Origin of the sequence: Sediminimonas qiaohouensis DSM 21189, assembly GCF_000423645.1 — a bacterium.
GTDB lineage: Bacteria > Pseudomonadota > Alphaproteobacteria > Rhodobacterales > Rhodobacteraceae > Sediminimonas > Sediminimonas qiaohouensis.
Genome location: NZ_AUIJ01000001.1, coordinates 26204 through 47617 on the forward strand (window position 1 = coordinate 26204; position 21414 = coordinate 47617).

Sequence of the window (21414 nt, forward strand, 5' to 3'; positions counted from 1 at the left end):
TGCCCGAACCGCACCCGTCGCGGCCCGAACGCCATCACATCCGGAACACGCCGAAGCGCGTTTCCTCGATCGGCGCATTCAGCGCCGCCGACAGCGACAGCGCCAGCACGTCGCGGCTCTTGCGCGGATCGATCACGCCATCATCCCACAGCCGCGCACTGGCATAGAGCGGATGCGATTGCCGCTCGAACATCTCGATCGTGGGGCGTTTGAAGGCGTCCTCGTCCTCGGTACTCCACTCTTCCCCGGCGCGCTCCATCGCATCGCGCTTGACCGTGGCCAGCACGCCGGCCGCCTGTTCGCCCCCCATGACCGAGATCCGCGCATTCGGCCATGACCACATGAAGCGCGGGCTATAAGCCCTTCCACTCATGCCATAATTCCCCGCACCGAACGAGCCGCCGACGACCATGGTGACCTTCGGAACCTTCGTCGTCGCCACCGCCGTCACCATTTTGGCACCGTGCCGCGCGATGCCCTCGTTCTCATAGCGGCGCCCCACCATGAAGCCGGTGATGTTCTGCAAGAACACCAGCGGTATGTTGCGATGACTGCACAGCTCCACGAAATGCGCGCCCTTCTGCGCGGCCTCGGAAAACAGCACGCCATTGTTGGCCACGATGCCCACCGGGCACCCCTTGAGATGGGCAAACCCGGTCACCAGCGTCTCGCCAAAGCGCGGCTTGAACTCGTCGAAATACGAGCCATCCACCACCCGCGCGATCACCTCGCGGATGTCATATGGCGTGCGCAGGTCCGCGGGCACGATCCCGGGGATCTCGGCCGGGTCATAGGCGGGCTCCTGCGGCGTGGCCCATTGCACCGTATCGGGCCGACCCCGGTTGAGCCCGGCCACCGCCCGCCGCGCCAGCGCCAGCGCGTGCGCGTCGTCCTCGGCCAGGTAATCGGCCACGCCCGACAGGCGCGTGTGCACGTCGCCGCCGCCCAGGTCCTCGGCGCTGACCACCTCGCCCGTCGCCGCCTTCACCAGCGGCGGACCGGCCAGGAAAATCGTGCCCTGTTCGCGCACGATGATGGTGACATCCGACATCGCCGGCACATAAGCGCCCCCCGCCGTGCACGATCCCATGACCACCGCGATCTGCGCGATGCCCTTGGCCGACATGTTCGCCTGGTTGTAAAAGATGCGCCCGAAATGGTCGCGATCGGGGAAAACCTCGTCCTGGTTGGGCAGGTTGGCGCCGCCCGAGTCGACCAGGTAGATGCAGGGAAGGTGGTTTTCCTCGGCAATCTCCTGCGCGCGCAGATGCTTCTTGACGGTCATCGGGTAATAGGTGCCGCCCTTCACGGTGGCGTCGTTGCACACGACCATCACCTCCTGGCCCTGCACCCGCCCGATCCCGGCGATCAGGCCCGCGCACGGCGCGGCGCCGTCATACATGCCATGCGCCGCCGTCGCGCCCACTTCCAAAAACGGGCTGCCCGCGTCCAGAAGGTTCGCCACCCGTTCGCGCGGTGGCATTTTCCCGCGCGAGACATGGCGCGCGCGGGCCTTTTCGCCGCCGCCCTCGGCGGCCTTGGCGGCGGCCTCCTCGATGATGCGCAGGGCGTCCATGTGGCCGGCCATGTTGGCCTGGAACGCCTCTGAGGACGGGATTGCGTTGGATGTCAGCTTCATGTGTGCGTCTCCGTCTCGGCCGCCGCGCGGCGCTTCAGTTCTTTGCGAATTACCTTGCCCGTCACGGTCATGGGCAGGGCATCAAGAAACTCTATTTCTCTTGGATATGAATACCTTGCGAGGCGTTCTTTAACAAAGTCCGACAGCTCGCCTTCAACCTCGACGCTTGGCGCAAAACCCGCCTTCAGGACCACGTAGGCCTTGACGATCTCGCCACGCAGCGGGTCGGGCTTGCCGACAACCCCCGCCGTCGCCACCGCCGGGTGGCGCAGCAGGCAGTCCTCGATCTCGGCCGGGCCGATGCGGTAGCCGGCGCTGCTGATCACGTCATCCTCGCGCCCGATAAACCGCAGGTACTCGCCCTCCCACTGCCCCCGGTCGCCGGTCAGCATCCAATCGCCCCGGAACTTCTCGGCGGTCTGGTCGGGCTTGTTCCAGTATTCCAGCATCATCGAACGCGCGCCGCGCCGGATGGCCACGTCACCCTCGCCCTCAGACGCGGAGCCGGCCTCATCAATCACCCCGATCTCGAACCCCGGCACCGCCCGCCCGATGCAGCCCGGGCGCGGTGGGAACAGGGCCGCGCAAGAGCTGGCGACCATGTTGCATTCGGTCTGCCCGTAGAACTCGTTGATGGTCAGGCCAAACGCTTTCCGCCCCCAATCCAGTATCTCCGCGCCCAGTGGCTCGCCCCCAGAAGCGACCGACCGCAAGCCGGGCACCCTGGCATCCGCTGCCTTCAGCATTCGCAACGCGGTTGGTGGAAAAAATATATTCCTTACATTGCCTTGCGAGATGATTTTCATGCACTCGTCAGGGCTGAATTTGTCCATCCGCGCAGCCACTACCGGCACGCCCAGGACCAGCCCCGGCATCAGCACGTCAAACAGCCCCCCGATCCACGCCCAATCGGCGGGCGTCCACAGGCAATCGCCCTCCTGACCTAGGAAATCATGGCTCACCTCCACGCCCGGCAGATGCCCGGCCAGAACCCTGTGCCCATGCAGCGCGCCCTTGGGCGCCCCCGTGGTGCCCGATGTGTAGATCAGCACCGCAGGATCATCCGGCCCGGTTTGTGCCGTGGCAAGCGGCGCCTCGTCCAGCGTCAGCGTCTCGGGAACCACCATTTGCACGTCGATACCCGACAGAAGATCGCACCCCTCGGCATCCGTCACGACAACCTTTGCCCCCGCATCCCCAATCCGCGAGGTTAGCGCATCATGCATGAAGAGCTTGAACAAAGGTATTGAAATTGCACCGATTTTCCATATCGCGATATGGGCGGCGGCGGTCCATGCCCCCTGGCTGCGCAGAACGCCCACCCGGTCGCCCACTGTTACGCCCCGCGCCATCAGGTCCCGCGCCAGCCCGTCCGCCATGCCCTGCAGCCGCGCATAGCTCACGTCGACCCGCGCCTGCCCCGTCATGTCGATGATCGCAACCCGATCGGGCGCCGTTACTGCCCAGTCGTCGCACACCTGCGCGGCCATGTTCATTCGCGCAGGCAGCGGCTCCGCTACGCGCCGGCGCAGTGCATCCATCCGCTGTTCCGGGCTCAGCATGCGGCACCTCCCGCCGCTGCCTGCGGCGCTGCGCCGCAACAAGATCGGACCCGATCTTGATGCAGATCAAGGTAGGCACCTGAAATCAGGGCGCAAACCTCTCTCACGTCATAGTGAAAGGGATAAAAATGAAACGTAAGACAACGGCCCTGGCCACCGTTTGCGCAGTGCTCCTCGGCAGCGGCGCCGCGATGGCTCAATCCGCCGGCGAATACACCCTCGGGGTGGGGTTCGGGAACGTCAACCCGAAGTCCAACAACGGCACGCTTGCTGGTGGGGCGACAACGATCGACGACAACACACAGCTTACCCTCACAGCGGAATATTTCATCCGCGACAATCTCGGGATCGAGCTGCTGGCGGCGACGCCCTTCAAGCACAATATCACCATTGCCGGCGTTGGCACCGCCACGACCAAGCACCTGCCGCCCACGCTGTCGCTTCAATATCACTTTGCAAATGGCGGAAATATAACGCCTTTTGTCGGCGCGGGCATCAACTACACCACCTTCTTTGACGAGAAGACCACGCTTGGCAACCTCAAGATCGAGGACTCCTTCGGCCTTGCCGTCAATGTCGGCCTGGACTTCAAGATCAGTGATCGCGGCGCGATCCGTGCCAATGTCCGTTGGATGGATATCGATTCCGATGTCAAGTTGGGCGGCACCAAGATCGGCACGACCCACATCGATCCGGTGGTCGCCGGCCTGTCCTACGTGCACCGCTTCTGACATCTGTCACCCTTTGATTGCAGACAGGGCGCGCCGATCATGGCGCGCCCTCTTCCGTTGCCATCAGCGCATCGCGCCCATAAGCTCGCGGCCCACCAGCATGCGGCGGATCTCGCTGGTGCCCGCGCCGATCTCCATCAGCTTGGCATCGCGGAATATCCGCGCCACCGGCGCATCGGCCAGGAACCCCGCGCCGCCCATCGCCTGCACCGCCTGGTGCGCCACCTTCATCGCCTCTTCCGACGCATAAAGAACGCACGCCGCCGCGTCGGCCCGCGTGACCTCGCCCCGGTCACAGGACTTGGCAACCTCGTACACATACGCCCGCGCCGAGTTCATTGCCGTGTACATGTCGGCAATCTTGCCCTGCATAAGCTGGAAATCCCCGATGCTCTGGCCGAACTGCTTGCGCTCGACCATGTAGGGCATCACCTCGTCCAAACAGGCCGCCATGATCCCGGTGCCGATCCCCGACAGGACAACCCGTTCGTAATCCAGCCCCGACATCAGCACGCGCACGCCCTTGCCTTCCTCGCCCAGCACGTTGTCGAAGGGCACCTCGCAATCATCAAAGATCAGCTCGGCAGTATTGCTGCCGCGCATGCCCAGCTTGTCGAAATGCACGCTGGTCGAGAACCCCTTCATGTCCTTCTCGATCAGGAACGCGGTGATCCCCTTGGCCCCGGCATCCGGGTCGGTCTTGGCATACACCACCAGGGTATCGGCATCGGGGCCGTTGGTGATCCAGTACTTGTTGCCGTTCAAAACATAGCGATCATTGCGCTTTTCCGCCCTGAGCTTCATGCCCACCACGTCGCTGCCCGCGCCCGGCTCGCTCATCGCCAGCGCGCCCACCTGCGCGCCCGAAACCAGCCCGGGGAGGTACTTGCGCTTCTGCTCGTCGCTACCGTTCAGCTTGATCTGGTTCACGCACAGGTTGGAATGCGCGCCATAGGATAGCGACACGCTGGCGCTGGCGCGGGCGATCTCCTCGACCGCGACGACATGGGCAAGATAAGACATCCCCGCCCCGCCATAGGCCTCGTCCACGGTGATCCCCAGAAGGCCCAAATCGCCCATCTCGGTCCACAGCGCCTCGGGAAACACGTTCGAGGTGTCGATATCGCCCGCCATCGGTTTGATCCGCTCCTGGGCAAATCGATGCACCATGTCGCGCAGAGCGTTCACATCCTCGCCCAGGTCGAACTTCATCGTCGCATTGAACACGCGCCTCTCCTCCACAAGTTATTGAACGCTCGTTCATTAAATGACACCAAAAACCGAGTCGGGTCAAGCTTTGCCTGCGCCCCGTGCCTTCTTCTGGCCAACAATATCCCGGGGGAATCGCCGTCAGGCGATGGGGGCAGCGCCCCCTTGCGGGCCGGGGCGCGGATCAGCACAAGCCCCACCACCGGTCGCAGCCTACCCGGTCATCAAAACAAGGGGCCAACATGAGCACTCTCGTCATCTGCCCGGGGGGTTTGATTCCGTCTCTCTCGCCCATATCGTCGCCGCCGAACACCGACTTCGCGCGCCGTCGTCATGCGCGTGACAGCGATCCGGACCCAATCACCAAGAGACGGGCTCGACAGGCCCCCCGACATGCTGGAAAACCCCTCAAAAGGCCGGGGACACCCCCGCTGTTTGGCTTGAGGCACTCACAACCGGACGTCCGCGAGAGGCCACGCGCGGTCCGGAGCCAAGGAACGCTTGACCGCCCGGCCTCGCCCGGCCATTTTTCCATCAAACGGCAGGCCACTTGGCTGTTGGTATGCTTCATGACGACCGGTTTATTGGATGGGCTTGCCAGCAGCAACTGCGCGGCTTCCCAACCGACATGGTGTGCTATTTCAGAGTGGAATTTTTCTGGCCGGCGATCTGGATGGCAGGTCTGTTGCCATATTTCGGAAAACTTCTCGTAAAAACATAAAAATCATCACTTTTGCGGGACCAATGACCAGCATCTGTATCTCTCAAGCGGGCTGCGTGGCCCGTATTACCCCTTCATTCAGAGCGACCTGCCCAAAGACATTCTCACGATGCCAACGCAGGTTCTCGGGATGCGGTGCGTTCCGCGGATCAGCGGGCTTGTGAAGCAGGCCATCCGGCGAAAGCAGCCGGTCAATCACCTCGCCCGGCACCTTGTTCCGGGAAACCAGAATCGTCTCCAGATCCTCGGCGACCGAGATCACTCCCTTGCCTGGAACAGGGCGCCCGCCTCCGCACGGATGATTCGGGCCAGGGTCGCGCAATCGTCCAGGCTGAAGGTCAGCGGCAGGCGCATGTCCAAAAGCCCCGCCAGCACCCGATCGGTGCGCGGCAGGGGCGCGACCGGGGCGTATCGCCAGCTATCGTAGCGACTGGTGAACCCCACCGGCTCGGGCGCGCCGAACCATTTCAGCTCGACCCCGCGCGCCGCGCAACGCGCCACCAGCGCCTCGATCCGCGCGGCGGGCCAGTCGGGCGCAAGGAACTGGATCGACGATCCCACATGGCTTTCTTCCGGGGGTCGCTCGATCACCTGCAGGCCCGGCGTGCCGCGCAAGCCCTCCTCGACCACCGCGTAGCGCGCGGTCCAGGCGGCGCATTGCGCCTCCAGCCGGGCCAGTTGCGGCCGCAGGATCGCCGCGCGCAGGTTATCCATCCGTCCCGAGATGTTGGGCGTGTCGTATTTCACCCGCTCGAACACCTCCGGCCCCGGCGCCGCAAGGTGCCGCTCATACAGCATGTAAGACCCCGACAGCACCACCGCACGCGCCATCGCCTCGGCGTCGCGGGTGATCAGGAACCCGCCCTCGCCCGAGTTCATGTGCTTGTAGGTCTGTGTTGAGAAGCACCCGATATGCCCGTGCGTGCCCGACCATTGCCCGCGCCATTTCGCGCCCATCGTGTGCGCGCAATCCTCAACCACCGTGATGCCCGCGCCCTCGCAGATCTCCATCAGGCGGTCCATGTCGCAGATATGCCCGCGCATGTGGCTCAGCAGCAGCACCCGCGCCTGATCCGCCTTCGCCGCCAGGTCGTCCAGGTCCAGCGTCAGCGCCTCCGTGACCTCGACATGCACCGGCACCGCGCCGAGGCTGGCAATGGCCCCGGGCACCGGCGCCAACGTGAACGCGTTGCTCAACACCTTGTCGCCCGGTTTCACCCCCACCGCGCGCAGGGCCGTAGCCATGGCATAGCCCCCCGACGCCACCGCCAGCGCATAGGGCACCCCCATGCGCGCGGCAAATTCCTGCTCCAGCAAGGCCACCTCGCTTACCTCACCGCCGGCGGTGTTATAGCGGTGCAGCCGCCCCGACCGCATGACCGCCAACGCCGCCTCGATCCCCTCTTCGGGAATCGGCTCTTGCTGGGTGAAACTGCCCTTGAATACCTCTGTCATGCGCCATTTGTGCGGCGGCGCGGCGCTGGCGTCAATGTCGTACAAGTGCATTCGCGATGCCGCAAACGTCCGGGGCAACCCGGCTTGCTCAGCCAATCAGTCGCCGCACCTCGCCGGGCAATTCCGCGTAGTCGCCGATCACCCCTTCGGGCTGCAGGTCGGCCACCGCCGCGCCGCCCGGCCCGAACGTGACCAGCACACAAGGCACCCCCGCCGCGCGGGCGGTGCTGCGGTCGGTCACCGTGTCCCCCACCAGCAGCGTCCGCGCCGGATCGCCGCCCGCGCGCCGCGCCGCCTCGCGCAGGGGCTCTGGGTCGGGCTTGCGCACCGGCAACGTGTCCGCCCCGATCATCGACGCAAACGCCCCGCGCACACCCAGCCGCTCCAGCAATGCCTCGGCCAGCGCGGCGGGCTTGTTGGTGCAAATCCCCACGCCGTACCCATCAGCGCGCAGCGCCTCGACCGCGTCCATCGCACCGGGGTATAGCACCGTATGCGTGTCGATATCGCGCGCATAGGCCCTCAGAAGGACCGGGTAATACGCCTCGATCGCGGCTGCGGCATTGGGATGCGCCAGCCGCTCCAACCCCAGCGCCAGCATCGCGCGCCCGCCCCGGAACGCCACCGCCGCATCGCCCGCCGCATCCAGAAGATCCCCCGCCCCCAGATCGCGAAAGCACGCATTCGCCGCCGCGATCAAATCGCGGCTGGTATCGGCCAGCGTGCCATCCAGGTCGAAAATCACCGTGCGCATACCGCCCGCCCTGCTATAGCTTGGACGAGATCACGCCGGTGGCAAAGCCGCCCATGCGCAATTCACCGAACAGGCGCTGATACTCGATCTTGGGACAGCGGTTCATCACCACGTCCACACCGCGCGCGCGGGCGCGCTCGGCCGCCTCGGGATTGCTGACCCCGATCTGCATCCAGATCGTTTTCAGGTCCGTAAACCGTTCCAGTGCCTCGTCAACGATCGGTGGCACATGCTCGGACCGGCGGAAAATGTCCACCATGTCCACGCTGCCCTCGATTTCGTCCAAACCGGCATGCACCCGCTGCCCGAACAGGCGCTCGCCTGCGTGAACGGGGTTGACCGGTACCACCTCGAACCCCTTCAGGCCCAGGTAGCGCGCCACGTAGTAGCTGGGCCGCACCGGGTTCATCGACACGCCAACCACCGCGATCCGCTTGGTGCGGCGCAGAATCGTCTTGAGAAATTCGTCGCTATAGGTCTCGTTCATGCGCCCCTTCTACCCCGCCTTGAAACCGGGTGAAAGCATCCGATCGCCCGCCGCCCCCATCAAGGGCGTGCACGACAAAAAAGCGCCCGGGTGAACCCGGGCGCCAGTCACGGAACGAGGGACAGTGAAATGAAACGCGAGAGTTCCGTTTTCGCGCTTCTGACAATGATATAGGCACGCCCAATCCAAAAAAAAGGGCCACTCATAAAGGTGTGATCACGTCATGCGCCGCGCCTTATCGGCCCTAAACGCCCCGCGCGGCATAGAGCGCGACCGCCGCCGCGTTCGACACGTTGAGCGAGCCAAAGCCCCCCACCGCGCCGATCCTGACCAGCTCGTCGCAGGTCTCGCGCGTTTTCGCCCGCAATCCCGGCCCCTCGGCCCCCAGCACCAGCGCAACGGGGCGCGCGCCGAATTCCGCAACCGCTTGGGATATCTCGCGCTTTGCCTCGCCGTCCAGCCCCAGCAGGATATAGCCCATCGCGCGCAATTCCTCCATGGCCGAGGACAGGTTGCGCACCCGCAAGTAGGGCTGCCGCTCCAACGCGCCGCTGGCCGTCTTGGCCAATGCGCCGGTCTCGGGCGCGCTGTGGTGGCGCGGCGCGATCACCGCCCGTGCCCCGAACACCTCGGCCGAGCGCAGGATCGCGCCCACGTTATGCGGGTCGCTCACCCGGTCCAGCAGCACCACCCGCGCAGCACCCGGCGCGTCGCCGCCCGCGCACCGCTCGGGCAGGCTGCCCCACTCCAGCGCCCGCACCTCCAGAACCGCGCCCTGGTGCACCGATTGCGGATCGATCGGCGGCGCGAACTTGCGCGGGTCCACGATCTCGGGCTCGATGCCGCTTGCGTCGATGGCTTCGCGCAGCTTGTCGGCGGCGTTTCGGGTGACCAGCAGGCGCAGCTTCTCGCGCGCCGGATTGGTCAGCGCATCGCGCACCGCGTGCAGTCCGAACAGCCACACCGTCTCCGATGCCGCCGCGCGGCGCGCGCGCTCCTTCTCGATGGCCCACTTGGGCTTTTTCATGGCGTCTGCCCCCGGTTTGGCTTGCACCTTCCCTCATGCGCCGGGTGTCGGGCGGCTGCAAGGATTTTCCTGTTGACGCCCTTTGGTCTCGCTTGTAATCACCCTGCACATTCCGCGGCTTGCTGCGAATGTGGGCGACGCGCTGCAAGGTGCGGCAGCGGACTGTAAATCCGCCGGGGAGACCCATGCCAGGTTCGATTCCTGGGTCGCCCACCACCCCCAAAACCAATGAACTGGGCTGCAATAGCCCCCGGCAGAGCGCACGGGCAGGAACGTGCGCGTCACGGTCTCGTCGCACACTACCCACGCAACGCATGACGATCCCGCCTCGCGCGGCCAAGGGTCCGCTAAGTGAACTCGTATCTGGATGTGCTGTGGCCGCTCACGGCCTCTCAAAGCGCCGCCCGTCCGGGTCGGCGACAAGCCGCGCGGGGTCGCGCTGCCCCGCGGCGAATGGGGTGCGCGCCAATGCCCTCGGCAGGATCACCCGAAGAGATGGCAGGCGCACACCAGAAAGCGCAACCGCTTAGAACCGGAAGGAATAGCGCACCGTCGCGGTGGTGCCGGTCAACTCCCCTGTTCCGTCGAAGTCGTCGAAATCATGATAGAGGACTTCACCGCTCACGATGCCGCTTTCGCCCACCAGGCGGCTGACGCCGGCGCCGATAAACTGGCCATGCGGGGAGTAGCTATTCAGGAATTTGTCCACCTCGGCCTTTGCGACACCGCCAGTGCCGTAAAACAGCGTCTCACCGGAGGCAAAGCCGCCACGCAGCTTCAGCCGGGCAATGGAGTCGACCGTGTACGGGCCATCCTGCGAGGACAATTCCACGTCAGTGAAATCGTAATCGACCTCACCGCCGAGCACGAAGCCGCCGTCGAACTGATGCATGTAGCCGACATGCACACCACCGAGGAGGCCACTTCCTTCAAAAATGTCCTGCTCGAAATTGCCAAAACCCACTTGCCCACCGGCATAGGCTCCGGTCCAGACCGGGGCGGGCGCCACAGGCTCCATCACAACCGGGTCGGGCTCAGGTTCTTTGATGCCTCCCGCCAAAACGGAACTCGCGGTGAGGCTGGCGGAAATCGCCAGAAGCATGCATTTTTTCATTTGCGCCTCCAAAGTAAAGTTAACCAAACTCCCCCACGGCTAGCAGCGGGTTTTTGCTCAATCAACCCGGGGAAACAGGATTTGTTAACCTTGATTAACGCCCCGGAGCGCGCCCGATAACACAGGGGTTGATCGAAAAGATGTGATCGGGCAGCGTCATTTACACCGTCCAAGCGAGGAGTATGCCAGGCAACAAACCGGTGCGCGAATTTCCAGACCAAAGGCACCATCACCAAGAAACACGCTGGCATGCTCCCGAAACCGACAGGAGCTGCGCCTTGAAGAAAAGTGATTTCCTCGCCCTCACGCTGTCGGCCGCGCTATTGCCCGGCACGGCTTTGCCGCAGGATGATGCGGCGGCGCGAACCATGCTGATCCTCGACGGATCGGGGAGCATGTGGGGCCAGATCGACGGCACGCCGAAAATCGAAATCGCGCGCGGGGCGGTTGACAGGATGCTCGCCGGTTGGCCTCCCGACCACCAGATCGGCCTGATGTCATACGGCCACCGCCGCGAGGGCGATTGCAGCGACATCCAGACCCTCCGCGCGCCCGCGCCATTGGACCGCGCCGGGCTGCAGCAGGCGATGGCCGGGATCTCGCCCAAAGGCAAAACCCCGATCGGCGCCTCGGTCGAGGCGGCAAGCAAGGAACTGGCCTCGGTGGACGCGCCCGGCTCGATCATCGTAGTGACGGACGGGTTGGAAACCTGCGGCGCCGACCTGTGCGCCCTTGGCGAGCGCCTGGCACAGCGCGGCACGCCCCTGACCGCGCATGTCATCGGCTTCGATGTGGAGGACACAGGCGGCCAACTGGCCTGCCTGTCAGAGGCAACCGGCGGCCAATACATGAGCGCAGCCAACGCCGAGAGCCTGATCGACGCCCTGCAAACCGTCAGCCAACCCGAGCCAGAGCCTGAGCCAGAGCCGCAAGGCCCGCTGCACGAGGACACCTTTGATCGCACCGAGCTGGGCCGCGCGTGGAAGGTCGAAAACGCCGATCCCTCCGGCTTCATCCTCGAAGATGGCGCACTGATGGCGATGACGGTCAAACCCGGCTACATGGGCAAATCCGGGGATCAGCCAAATATCTTCCGCTGGCGCGCCGCCGAATTGCCTCAGGGCGATTGGGAAATCGCGGCGGATTTCACCGCCCGCATGGGCGAGGTCCAAACCCTTGGTGGCCGCCGCGCCATTGTTCAGGTCGCGCGTTACGCCGATCCCGACAACTTCATCGCCGCCGAGATCTACCGCCAGGGCAATTCAAACGACGACATGTGGCTCAAGCTGCTGGCGGTATCGGGCGGCACCACCAGCCAAGCCACGCTTGAGATCGCAGGCGATGTACGCGGCTACGACCTTGGCCAGATCCTGCGCGATTTCGAGGAAAAGGGCGCAACGCTCAGCCTCGTGAAATCGGGCCGCGATTACACCGCCCGGCTGACCCTCAATGGCTGGACCATGCAAGATGGCGGCCCCGAGGTTCTGGAAACCGATGCCGTCACCGTGCTGCGAAGCAAGGGCGCGCCAGCCCTCTTCGCCGGCACGATGGGGTCGGAACAGACCCTCGCGTGGTTCGACCGGGTCCAGGTCAAGGCAGGTGCGCAATGACCGGGCGTCGCACGCTTACCCGCATCATCGCCGCGGCGGGCCTGACCCTTGCCAGCGGCGCCGCCGCGCTGGCGCAGCCCTGCGGCACTGCTGCCGGCACCGATAACGCCCCGCTCTACCCGCTGCCGCATGAGGCGAAATGGGGCTTTGTCGGCGCCGATGGCGAATGGCGTCTGGCCCCGCAATGGCGCCAGGTGCGCCCCTTTTCCGAAGGCGTCGCAGCCGTCGAAACCAACGCGGGCTGGGGCCTGATCGACAACACAGGCGCCTATATCGCCGAGCCGGGCGCGCATGATGCCGACAGCGTGGTGATCGACGGGGCCCGCTATGCCCTGTCGCCCTACAAGCCGATGGCGCAAGGCTGTAGCGCGGCCACCCCGGCCGATAGCGACGCGCATTTCATCACCCCCACGGGCGAGCGTTGGAGCCCTAAGGCCCTCTCAGACGAAGAGGTGCTCGACCTTGGAAACTTCTCCGAAGGGCTGGCCTGGGTGCGCGTGGCACGCGGCAAATATTCCGCCGTCGGATGGATCGACACCAGCGGCGAGATGGTGATCGCCCCCGATTTCACCGATGGCGGCGATTTCGTCGGCGGGCGCGCCCCCGCCGCGATCAACGACGAAAACTGGGGCTATATCGACACCAGCGGCGCGCTGGTCTTTCCCGGCAAGTTCACCCTGCAAGACGCTGGCCGCTACGGCGACGGACTGGCCCCTGTACGCGTAGGCCGCGAAAGCGGCTTCATGGATGACACCGATTGGCGCTTCAAATCCGCCACCTATCCCGATGGACAGCAAACCGAAATCCGCGCCGCCGCCCCGTTCCACGACGCCCGCGCCGCCGTGCAGCCCGGCCCGGTCTGGATCAATCCACAGGGCAACGTCGCGGTAAACCCGCAAGCGGGCGCGCGCCACGCGATCTGCAACGAGAAACGGCTGCCCCGCTATCATGACGGCCTCTTGCCGCTGGTCGTGGGTGATGGCACCAACATCTGCGGCAACACGCCCGATATTACCTACGAAGGGCCCGGTGACCCGCGCAGCGGCCCGCAACGGATGCTCTGGGCGCTGCCATGGGCGCGGGACAAGCTGGTCTGGCTGGACCGCGGCGGCACCACCGTGATCGATGCCTCCGCCTGCCGCCGCGCGCCGGGCATCGCGGCCCTGCCCAGCACGACATCGGGCGGCGCGCTGGCCGAAAGCGCCTATCGCCTGCGCCTGTCGGGCATGGTCGCCGGGGAAACGGACCCGCAGCGCGCCGATGCGCCCTGCAACCGGTCCACGTTTGAAATGGACGGCAACACCGCCACCAACGCCGGCGGCCCTTGGCAGCTTTCGCTCAGCGGCGCGGCGCGCTGGCAGGACCGGCCGGTAAACGTATCGCTCAGCCTCGAATTGCCCGCCGGAATCACCGCCGGACAGCATCCGGTGAAAACGCCCCAGGATGATAACGCCGTTTCCGCCTACCTGTGGCTCAGCGTCAAGGACGCCGGGCCCAACGCACCGCGCCCGCCAAGCTATGCCTCGGCCGGCGGCGGCACGCTGACGCTCAAGCGGCGCGACCAGACGGGCCTCACCGGCCAAGTCGATATGACGCTGGTCTCGAACGAGAACGCGCAAGACACGGTCGATCTGTCGGCCCGGTTCAACGCCATCCCCTACACCTCCGGCCCCGAGGTTGCGCTGATTGAAACCACCGGCGCGGTAACGGCATTGGCGGAATCGATGCCGGACGATCCCCTGATCAACTTCTTCACACCGGCCAGCGCCCAGCGTGACGAGGGTACGCTGACCCTGTCACTGGGCAAACACGGCCCCAAGCTTGAGCTGACCCTGCCCGCAGATCACTCCGGCGCGTTCACCGCCGGGCCGGACGCCCCCGCTTCGATCCGCTTTGCCGGCGTCCCCGTCACCGGCGAAGGCACGCTAAAGCACGAAAACGGCCACCTCAATGGCCGGGTCACGGCAAGCCTTGCCGCCCATGACCAGATCGACGGCGAGGGGAGCGTGACGCTCCGCTTTGCCGCCGTCCCGATGGAGGCCGACCAATGACCCAGACCGTTTCCCGGGCCGCCACCCTTCGCGCAATCGCCATCTGTGCCCTCGCCGCGCTAGCCCTTGCCGCCCCCCGCGCCGCATCCGCCGCCGAGGTGGACAGCGTCTATCGCACCTATGACTGGCAAAACGATTGCCAATTGGTCGATGACGGCGGGGACGAGCCCCCCGGCATGGGCGCGCGCCTGATCTGTCCCGGCCCCGGCGGCCTTTACCTGATGCTTGCCGACAGCGATGCGCGCATCTCGCTTGATTACGGCGCGGCGCCGGTATTCGGCCCGTGGGAAAGCTTTGCAAGCTTCAGCACCGTGCACGACACCGTGGAATGGCGCCGTCAGCGCATCAATGGCCGGATGCAGGCCTTTGCCACCATCCACCGCTGGATCGTCGGGCCGGACCCCTCCAAGCGCGAGATCCTCGTGATCAGCACCGTCGCCCAGGATGCAAACACCGAAAGCTGCATCGTGGCCTATATCGACACGACCGACACGCCAAACGCCAACCGCCTTGCCCGCCGCGTCGCCGACCGCCACGCGCCCGGCTTCGTGTGCGGCAATGCCCGGCCTCGGGCCTTTGGCTATGTCGGCCTCGACACCCCGGTGCCTCACCGCGTCACCCCGCATTGATCACCACCACCACAGGAGGACCGGACATGATCCGATCAGCGACCCTTGCCGCCGCCCTCACCTGCACCACCATCGCGACGACCGCGCCCGTCCTCGCGGATGGGCAGCTCAGCTATACCGCGGATGCGGGCAAGATGGGCAAGATGCAGATGACCGAAAGCTGGCAGGGCGACGCCCTGCGCATGGATATCGAAGGCATGGACGCCTACATGATCCTGCGCGGGGCCGAGATCTATTCCGTCACCGCCGCCGGTGGACAGGTCATGGTCATCCCCCTGAGCCAGCTCAAGAACATGGGCGCGGCCGCCGGGCAGGAAACGACGCAACAGGACCAGACAGGCGTTGTTTTCCCGCAGGAAATCAACGACATGCGCGCGACCGGCGAGACCCGCGAAGTGGCCGGGATCAAGGGCGACGTGTTCGAGGTTAAATGGATCGACAACGAGGGCGCGGCACAAACCGATACCGCCGTTCTGACCGACAATGCCCTCCTGCTCGAACACCAGAAGGCCAAGCTCCGCTTCATCCGCGCCATTAGCGACGAGCCCCCCAATCCGCTGCTGATGGATATGCAGGCGCGCGGTCTGGCGGCGCTGTCCTTCGGCGACAGGTTCCGCGTCACCGACATCTCGGACGATGCCGGACCGGCGGGCAATTTCGAGCTACCGGCAGAGCCGATGAACCTCGGCAACATGTCCAACATGGGGCAGCCGTGATCAAGTCGCGGGCCCCCGGCCCTGCCCTTATCCGCGGCATCGCGGCCCTTCTGGCACTGGCGGCGGCAAGTGGCGGCGTAATGGCCCAAGGCGAATGCGGCCCCGACGCGCCGCCGCCGGTGCCGCTGTGCTCCGTCGCGGGCATGCTGGAGGCGGTGAACCCTTCGCAAACGCTCGATGTGTTCGGCAACCTGAACCCCGCCGCCTTTGCCGGCGGCGCCAATCGCGACCTGATGCCGGGGCAGGCCAGCATGTCCTTCGCGGGCGGGCTCAGCGCGGGCGGCGCGGCCTGCGCGCGCCACCTCTCGGTGCGGCGTCTGGGCGGGACCGAGGGCGTGCCGGGCATTGATGCCGGGACCGCCGATATGCTTGCGGATATGATCGGCGAAGACGTGGATATCCCCACCGCCAGCGGCGGCACGCGCCAAACCATCTTCGAGGTGTTCAGCCCCAATATCATCTCCTACCAGGGCGGCGGCCTTGGCCAACCCCTCAGCCTCCGGCACGGCGGCACCGGCGGCTGGCCCCGCAACAGCGGCGCGCACCTCGTGATCGCGCTCAAGGGCGCAGGCCCCGGCGACCTGAAAGCCGGCGAAACCTACCCCGCCAAGGCTGTCGGCAGCTCCGGCACGGGCACGGCCTCCGGTCTTTATTCCGCATGGACGGGCCAGATCCGGCCGCGCCCCTACCTGCCCCCCAACACCGAAAATCAGCGCCGCGAGCAGGAGTTCGAAAAACGCACCTGCCACCGCCTGCGCCGCCAGTTCCTGAGCAACATGGAAGCCGCTGGCGTGCCACTCGGTAGCACCACGGGGCGGCAGGTGCGCGATATGGATTGCGACAGCGACGGCATCGGACAGGCCGGCACGCGCACCACCGTCACCGGCGGCAGCCTCGGCGGCACCGTCACAATCGACCAGATCACCGAGACCGCCGTGATCGGCCGCTTCGAGCTGTCCGGCACCGCCAAGATCGAACGCCAAAAACGGTCATGGAGCACACGCGGCCCCGGCCGCGTCGACGTGGACCGCGACACTGACACCGGCGCGCTATCGGTATCGGGCCGCTTCGCCGCGCCCAACATGCGCAACATGGGCTTCACCCGCCCGCCCTTCGAAGTGACGCAGGCCCCCACCAGCAACGCAGGCCCCGGCGCGCAGCTGCGCCTCACCTCCTACCGCCCGCGCCGCGATGCCAAGAACCTGCCATGGGACAATCCCGGCATCCGGCTCAGCTTCAACCGCCCGCTGGACCCGGCCTCGATCGTGCCCGGGGCGGTGACGCTGGAAACCGGGCTGGCCGATGGGCAGGGCGGCGCGGTCATGGCCCCGGTGAAAGTGCGCCCGCGCCTTGCCGGCGCCGATACGGTGATCGTGACTCCGCGCAAGCCGCTGCGCGACGGCGTGCGCTACCGCGTGACCGTGCGCGCAGGCCCCAACGGCCTGCGCGGGACCGAGGGCGCCTACCTGCCCGTCGATCAGGTTTGGGGCTTCGACACCATGGTCGATCTCGACGATACTGATCCACTCAGCGCCGGGTTGGCCGATCACCTCGCCCAAACCGAAGGCATTGAAAGCGACACCATACAGGTCGCCACCAACGCCAAGCTGGTGCGCGGCAAACCCGCGGTAATCCGCACCTACGCCAAATGGCGAACCGATCCGCAGATCGCGCCGGAATGGCAAGTCACCTCGTTCCCCGCCCATGTGCGCGCCCGCCCCGGCTCCGGGCTGGATGCTCCGTTACTTACCCCCGAGGCACGCAATGTTACCATTCGCCGCCCCGATGATTTCACCGACCATGAGAGGCGCATGGCCGAGAACAGCATCAACCTTTACGGCTGGACGCCCGACTACGAGGAACTTCGCGTCGTGCGCACCGAAATCGAACCGGTCCGCGATTGCGCAGAAAGTCCGCGCATCTTCTCGGGCTACGAAGAAATCGCCTGGGATCCACTCGATCGGGATCTCAATATCGGATACGTCTTCGCCCGCGTCGGCCCGTGGTACGATTTCATCCCGCAAAACATGATCAAGGAGGGGGCGCACACCGCCAAGCGCGCCGCGCGCTACATGGAGCAGGTTTTCCCGGTCCAGTCAGTCGAAATGTCCGAAGCCCCCGCTCCGCCCCCCGATCCGAACCTGAACGACAAGCTCGTCGCCGCGATCGACAAGGCCTACCAGTTCGAGCTGCTGTCAGAAACGTTCTCAAAAGACACGATGGGAACGCTGAGATGGCTCAACTCGGTCCTTGCCAACCCGCCCGCGATGACCGAACGACTGCGCAAACGCGACAATATCCGCGCCGAACTGCTCAATCATGTGCAGGACCACCTGATCGCGAATGGCGCTTATGACAGCTACGACCTGGTGGTCATCTACATGCCCTATGAATGGATGAAACTACTGGGCGTCACCCTCAGCCCGCGCATCGACCAACAGGACAACCCCACTGCGGAGGCGGCGCAGCCCTTCATCGGCATGAGCCTGACCAAAGCCCTGACCGGGCGCAAACGCATCGCCAACTCCGGCGCCATCACCCACGAGGTCGGCCACGCCTTCGGGCTGGGGCACATCCCCTCGTTCCAGGGCAACCGCGCCAGTGTCAACGCGGCCAGGGATCGATATGAAAATACTCGCTGGGAAGGGATCGAAGGAATGCGCATGGACCCGGGCGGGCAGCACGGTCTCAACAAATCCTACGAGGACGGCAACGCCGAATCCGAATCCGAACTTCTGCCGTTGATGTTCCCACGTACGCAGGTCAAGGAAACCCTCTTCATCACCCGGCGCAACTACGATGTCATGCTGAAAAACCTCAAGAAGGATTTCATCTCGCTCTCCCCGTAAGCGGCCGCGCCCCGCACCCCTGACCATCGGCGGATACCCGCAGGGCTGTTGGACCACCGCCGCCGCCCGGACTATCTTTGTGCGCAACACAAGGAGCGTCCGACATGATGGCAAAAACCCCGATCCCCGCAGCGCTGGCGGCCCTGATCCTGATCGCGCCGCCGGCCCTCGCCGGCAACGGCAAAGGCAAGGGCCCCAAGCACGCCGGCCCGCCCAACGCCGCGCATTGCCCGCCCGGCCTGGCCAAGAAAAACCCGCCCTGCATCCCGCCGGGACAGGCCAAGAAAATCTACCGCGATCACCACCCCCGCTATGAATACGGCGACCGGATCAACCGGAATTACCGCATCATACGGGACCTGAGCCGCTACGGGCTGCGCGAGGGCGATCTGTACTACCTCGTGGGGCGCGAGGTGTTTCGCATCGACCCCGACACCGGCAGGGTCCTGGCCTTCATGGGACTGGTGGACGCCCTGCTGAACTGAGCCGGGGCGCCATTTGCCCCCCTCACCCCTGCGCCGGGGTGATGTTGTGGTTGTGCCGGAACAGGTTGGCGGGGTCATAGCGGCGCTTGACCTCGCGCAAGCGCTGGATCTGCGCGCCGCCCGCCTCGGGGCCGTGGCCCGGCTCGGGATCGAAGTTGCGATACCCCTCTCCGGTCGAATACGCCGCCATCCGGGCGCGGGCTTCGCGTGTCCAGGCGGTGTTGCGCGCATCCGCCGCCGGGTCTTCCCAGTTGGACTCCACCGCCAGCATCCACGGCGCATCGCGCGCGCCAAAGGCGGTTGCATCCGCATCCACCCGCGCCATCGCGCCGCCCAACTGCCAGAACTCCACCGTGGTCAGGGCCGAAGGCCGCTCGCGCGACAGCTCCAGCAGCGTGTCAATCGCCCCGTCGGGGCACTCCGGCAGATAAAGCGAGGTCCAGTAATAGCGCATGCCATCGGGGTAATCCTCGTCAAAATGCTGCTGCACCTCGATGTAGGGCGCCGGGCCGCTGAAATCCGCCAGCGGCGTGCCAAGTTGGCGCAGCGGCGATAGCGCCCGCTCCCCTTCCTCGGGCGGGCCGGCATACATCGTGGCCAGCGCCGCGAAATGGCGACCATGTGTACTTTGCTCAAATGCCTCGTCCTCGGGCACCGTGCCGCATAGCGCAAGCGACGTCATCTCGTCCGCAGCATTGGCGCAGAAATCGCGCCAGCCGCGCAGCACCTGCCGCCCCTCCTCAAGCGGGTAGACGACAAAGCTGAAGAACACCTCGGGGTCAAGCGGAAAAAGCCGGTAGTCAAAGCGCGTGACAACGCCGAAATTACCGCCACCGCCCCGGATCGCCCAAAACAGATCGGCGTTTTGCTCCGCGCTCGCGGTGCGGATCTCGCCCTCGGCGGTCACGATCTCGGCCGAGATCAGCGCATCACAACTCAGCCCGTGCTTGCGCCGCAACCAGCCATATCCACCGCCCAGCGTCAGCCCCCCGATCCCGGTCTTGGACACCAGTCCGCCGGGCATCGCCAGGCCATGCGCCTGCGCCGCGGCATCAACCGCGCCCCAGGTGGCACCGCCACCCGCGCGTACGATCGCCCCGTCGGGATCAACCGCCACATCGTTCATCGGCGACAGGTCCAGCATCAGACCGCCATCGCACACCGCCGTGCCGGCCACGTTGTGCCCGCCGCCCTTGACCGACAGCCTGATATCGCCGTGGGCGACGGCGCGCACCACCGTCGCGACATCGCCCGCGCCGGTACATTGCGCAATCAGGCCCGGCCGGGCCTTGACCGTGCCGTTCCAAATGGCGGCGGCGTCATCGAACCCCGCCTCGCCCGGCGCCAGAAGCATGCCCTTGAACCCGTCAAGCCGCTCTGCCAGCGCCTGTTTCGATAGAACGTCTCGGGTGAATTCATCCAGTGTCATCGGCGACCTCCTATTCTCCTTGATACCTCCGCGCGCGGCCCTGGCCCGGTTGCCAGGCCTGCCGCACATGGGTTTCGTGAAAACCGGCCTTCAGGATGTTGGCGTAGGAATGCTGCGGATCGCCCGGCACCTCGACGCCGGTGCAGGTGTGGACGCGCTCCACGCCCATCTCACGCGCGGCGCGCAAACGATGGGCAAGGTTCGCGCTCTGCGCTCCGCGCTGGCGAAAGGCCGGATCGGTTGCGCCGAAATCGGTGAACGCGGCCGCCCCGCGCACGAACAGCGCGCCACAGCCGACCGCCCGCGCGCCCTCCCACGCGATGTAGGCGTGCCATCCCTCCGCCTCGGGCAGGCGTGCAAGCCATGGCTCGGCGACCTCCCCCAGGTCGAAGGCGTTGCAAACGATCCGCGCAAACTCCGGGCCCTCCTCGGGCGTGGCCTCGCGGATGTCGAAATGCGCGCCCGCCTCTGGCAATGCGCGCGTCATGTCGCGCTCGAACTTCTGCCACGCCCGCGCACGGGTCAGGCCCGCCGCCTCGCACAGGGGCGCGACCAGATCGTCGTTGGTGGACGGATCGGGCTGTAGGAAAAACCGCTCGATCCCGGCGCCGCGATACGCGGCGCAGATCCCGTCGATATCCGCGCGTTGCGGTGGCCGCTCACGGCCCAGCCCGACCGCGCGGTTGATCGTGATGGCCGAACCCGGCAAGGCCGCCGCCATCGACACCTCCGCATCGCCATACCGCGCCCGGTCCAGCCCCAGCCGCCGGCGCAACTCGCCACCTGCGACCGCATGCAGGGCGCGCAGGCCCGCGCGCTCGATCATCTCCGCTTCGCTCATGTGATGGGATGCACGCGCGGCGCCCCCGCCCCCGGCAAGGGCTGCGCCCGCCTGCGGTTTCGTGATAGGCTCGGGCATGATCTCCTCCTCGGTGTCGCCTTGCGA

At 65.9% G+C, this 21414-nt stretch carries 19 protein-coding genes and 1 tRNA gene; 9 read left to right on the forward strand and 11 right to left on the reverse strand.

The features are described 5' to 3' along the window. Positions 1–34: 34 nt before the first annotated feature. Complete coding sequence (locus G568_RS0100155; protein WP_026756133.1) at positions 35–1639, reverse strand: carboxyl transferase domain-containing protein; 1605 nt, start codon at positions 1637–1639, stop codon at positions 35–37. Next, on the reverse strand, positions 1636–3201 hold the full coding sequence (locus G568_RS0100160) for an AMP-binding protein (RefSeq protein WP_051202547.1): 1566 nt from the start codon (positions 3199–3201) through the stop codon (positions 1636–1638). Before G568_RS0100160 ends, G568_RS0100155 begins: the two co-directional genes overlap by 4 nt. Before the next feature lie 128 nt (positions 3202–3329). On the opposite strand from G568_RS0100160, the gene G568_RS0100165 reads away from it, so the two are divergent. Beyond that, positions 3330–3932: an OmpW/AlkL family protein gene (locus tag G568_RS0100165; protein ID WP_026756135.1), complete on the forward strand. Its 603-nt coding sequence runs from the start codon at positions 3330–3332 to the stop codon at positions 3930–3932. Between the two features lie 63 nt (positions 3933–3995). On the opposite strand, the gene G568_RS0100170 is transcribed toward G568_RS0100165, so the two are convergent. Next, positions 3996–5159 carry an acyl-CoA dehydrogenase family protein gene (locus G568_RS0100170; protein WP_026756136.1) on the reverse strand — a complete coding sequence of 388 codons (1164 nt, stop codon included), beginning with the start codon at positions 5157–5159 and terminating at the stop codon, positions 3996–3998. A 544-nt stretch (positions 5160–5703) separates the two neighbouring features. Between G568_RS0100170 and G568_RS20145 the strand changes: the two genes are divergently transcribed. After that, positions 5704–5862, forward strand: a complete 159-nt coding sequence (locus tag G568_RS20145) for a hypothetical protein (RefSeq protein WP_157084200.1) — start codon at positions 5704–5706, stop codon at positions 5860–5862. 43 nt (positions 5863–5905) lie between these two features. Here the strand turns inward: G568_RS20145 and G568_RS17895 are convergent, their stop codons facing one another. From G568_RS17895 to rlmB, 5 genes are all read right to left on the reverse strand, one after another. After that, entirely contained in the window at positions 5906–6124 is a 219-nt protein-coding gene (locus G568_RS17895; RefSeq protein ID WP_026756137.1) for a hypothetical protein, read from the reverse strand. Then, positions 6121–7317, reverse strand: a complete 1197-nt coding sequence (locus G568_RS0100185) for a DegT/DnrJ/EryC1/StrS family aminotransferase (protein ID WP_026756138.1) — start codon at positions 7315–7317, stop codon at positions 6121–6123. The genes G568_RS17895 and G568_RS0100185 overlap by 4 nt, the downstream gene beginning before the upstream one ends. A gap of 88 nt (positions 7318–7405) precedes the next feature. After that, positions 7406–8071 carry an HAD-IA family hydrolase gene (locus G568_RS0100190; RefSeq protein WP_026756139.1) on the reverse strand — a complete coding sequence of 222 codons (666 nt, stop codon included), beginning with the start codon at positions 8069–8071 and terminating at the stop codon, positions 7406–7408. Between the two features lie 13 nt (positions 8072–8084). Next, positions 8085–8558 carry a CoA-binding protein gene (locus G568_RS0100195; protein WP_026756140.1) on the reverse strand — a complete coding sequence of 158 codons (474 nt, stop codon included), beginning with the start codon at positions 8556–8558 and terminating at the stop codon, positions 8085–8087. Between the two features lie 244 nt (positions 8559–8802). Next, positions 8803–9585 (reverse strand): 23S rRNA (guanosine(2251)-2'-O)-methyltransferase RlmB, encoded by a 783-nt coding sequence (rlmB, locus tag G568_RS0100205; protein ID WP_026756141.1) that lies wholly within the window; start codon positions 9583–9585, stop codon positions 8803–8805. Positions 9586–9717: 132 nt separating this feature from the next. Here rlmB and G568_RS20150 point away from each other — a divergent pair. After that, positions 9718–9801: transfer RNA gene (locus tag G568_RS20150), tRNA-Tyr, on the forward strand. Positions 9802–10111: 310 nt separating this feature from the next. On the opposite strand, the gene G568_RS0100210 is transcribed toward G568_RS20150, so the two are convergent. Further along, positions 10112–10687 (reverse strand): outer membrane protein, encoded by a 576-nt coding sequence (locus tag G568_RS0100210; protein ID WP_051202548.1) that lies wholly within the window; start codon positions 10685–10687, stop codon positions 10112–10114. 290 nt (positions 10688–10977) lie between these two features. Here G568_RS0100210 and G568_RS19575 point away from each other — a divergent pair, with 290 nt between their 5' ends. From G568_RS19575 to G568_RS0100240, 6 genes are all read left to right on the forward strand, one after another. Then, on the forward strand, positions 10978–12309 hold the full coding sequence (locus tag G568_RS19575; RefSeq protein ID WP_169576925.1) for a vWA domain-containing protein: 1332 nt from the start codon (positions 10978–10980) through the stop codon (positions 12307–12309). Continuing rightward, on the forward strand, positions 12306–14360 hold the full coding sequence (locus G568_RS0100220; RefSeq protein ID WP_026756143.1) for a WG repeat-containing protein: 2055 nt from the start codon (positions 12306–12308) through the stop codon (positions 14358–14360). Before G568_RS19575 ends, G568_RS0100220 begins: the two co-directional genes overlap by 4 nt. Next, positions 14357–14989 (forward strand): hypothetical protein, encoded by a 633-nt coding sequence (locus tag G568_RS0100225; protein WP_026756144.1) that lies wholly within the window; start codon positions 14357–14359, stop codon positions 14987–14989. Before G568_RS0100220 ends, G568_RS0100225 begins: the two co-directional genes overlap by 4 nt. Positions 14990–15015: 26 nt before the next feature. Further along, a complete protein-coding gene (locus G568_RS0100230; RefSeq protein WP_026756145.1) occupies positions 15016–15705 on the forward strand; it encodes a hypothetical protein in 690 nt (229 codons plus the stop codon). Then, positions 15702–18554 (forward strand): Ig-like domain-containing domain, encoded by a 2853-nt coding sequence (locus G568_RS0100235; RefSeq protein ID WP_026756146.1) that lies wholly within the window; start codon positions 15702–15704, stop codon positions 18552–18554. The genes G568_RS0100230 and G568_RS0100235 overlap by 4 nt, the downstream gene beginning before the upstream one ends. A gap of 104 nt (positions 18555–18658) precedes the next feature. Then, on the forward strand, positions 18659–19039 hold the full coding sequence (locus G568_RS0100240; protein WP_026756147.1) for a hypothetical protein: 381 nt from the start codon (positions 18659–18661) through the stop codon (positions 19037–19039). Positions 19040–19061: 22 nt separating this feature from the next. On the opposite strand, the gene G568_RS0100245 is transcribed toward G568_RS0100240, so the two are convergent. Continuing rightward, entirely contained in the window at positions 19062–20468 is a 1407-nt protein-coding gene (locus tag G568_RS0100245) for an FAD-binding oxidoreductase (protein WP_051202552.1), read from the reverse strand. A gap of 10 nt (positions 20469–20478) precedes the next feature. Next, positions 20479–21387, reverse strand: a complete 909-nt coding sequence (locus G568_RS19580; protein ID WP_026756149.1) for a GNAT family N-acetyltransferase — start codon at positions 21385–21387, stop codon at positions 20479–20481. Positions 21388–21414: the final 27 nt, after the last annotated feature.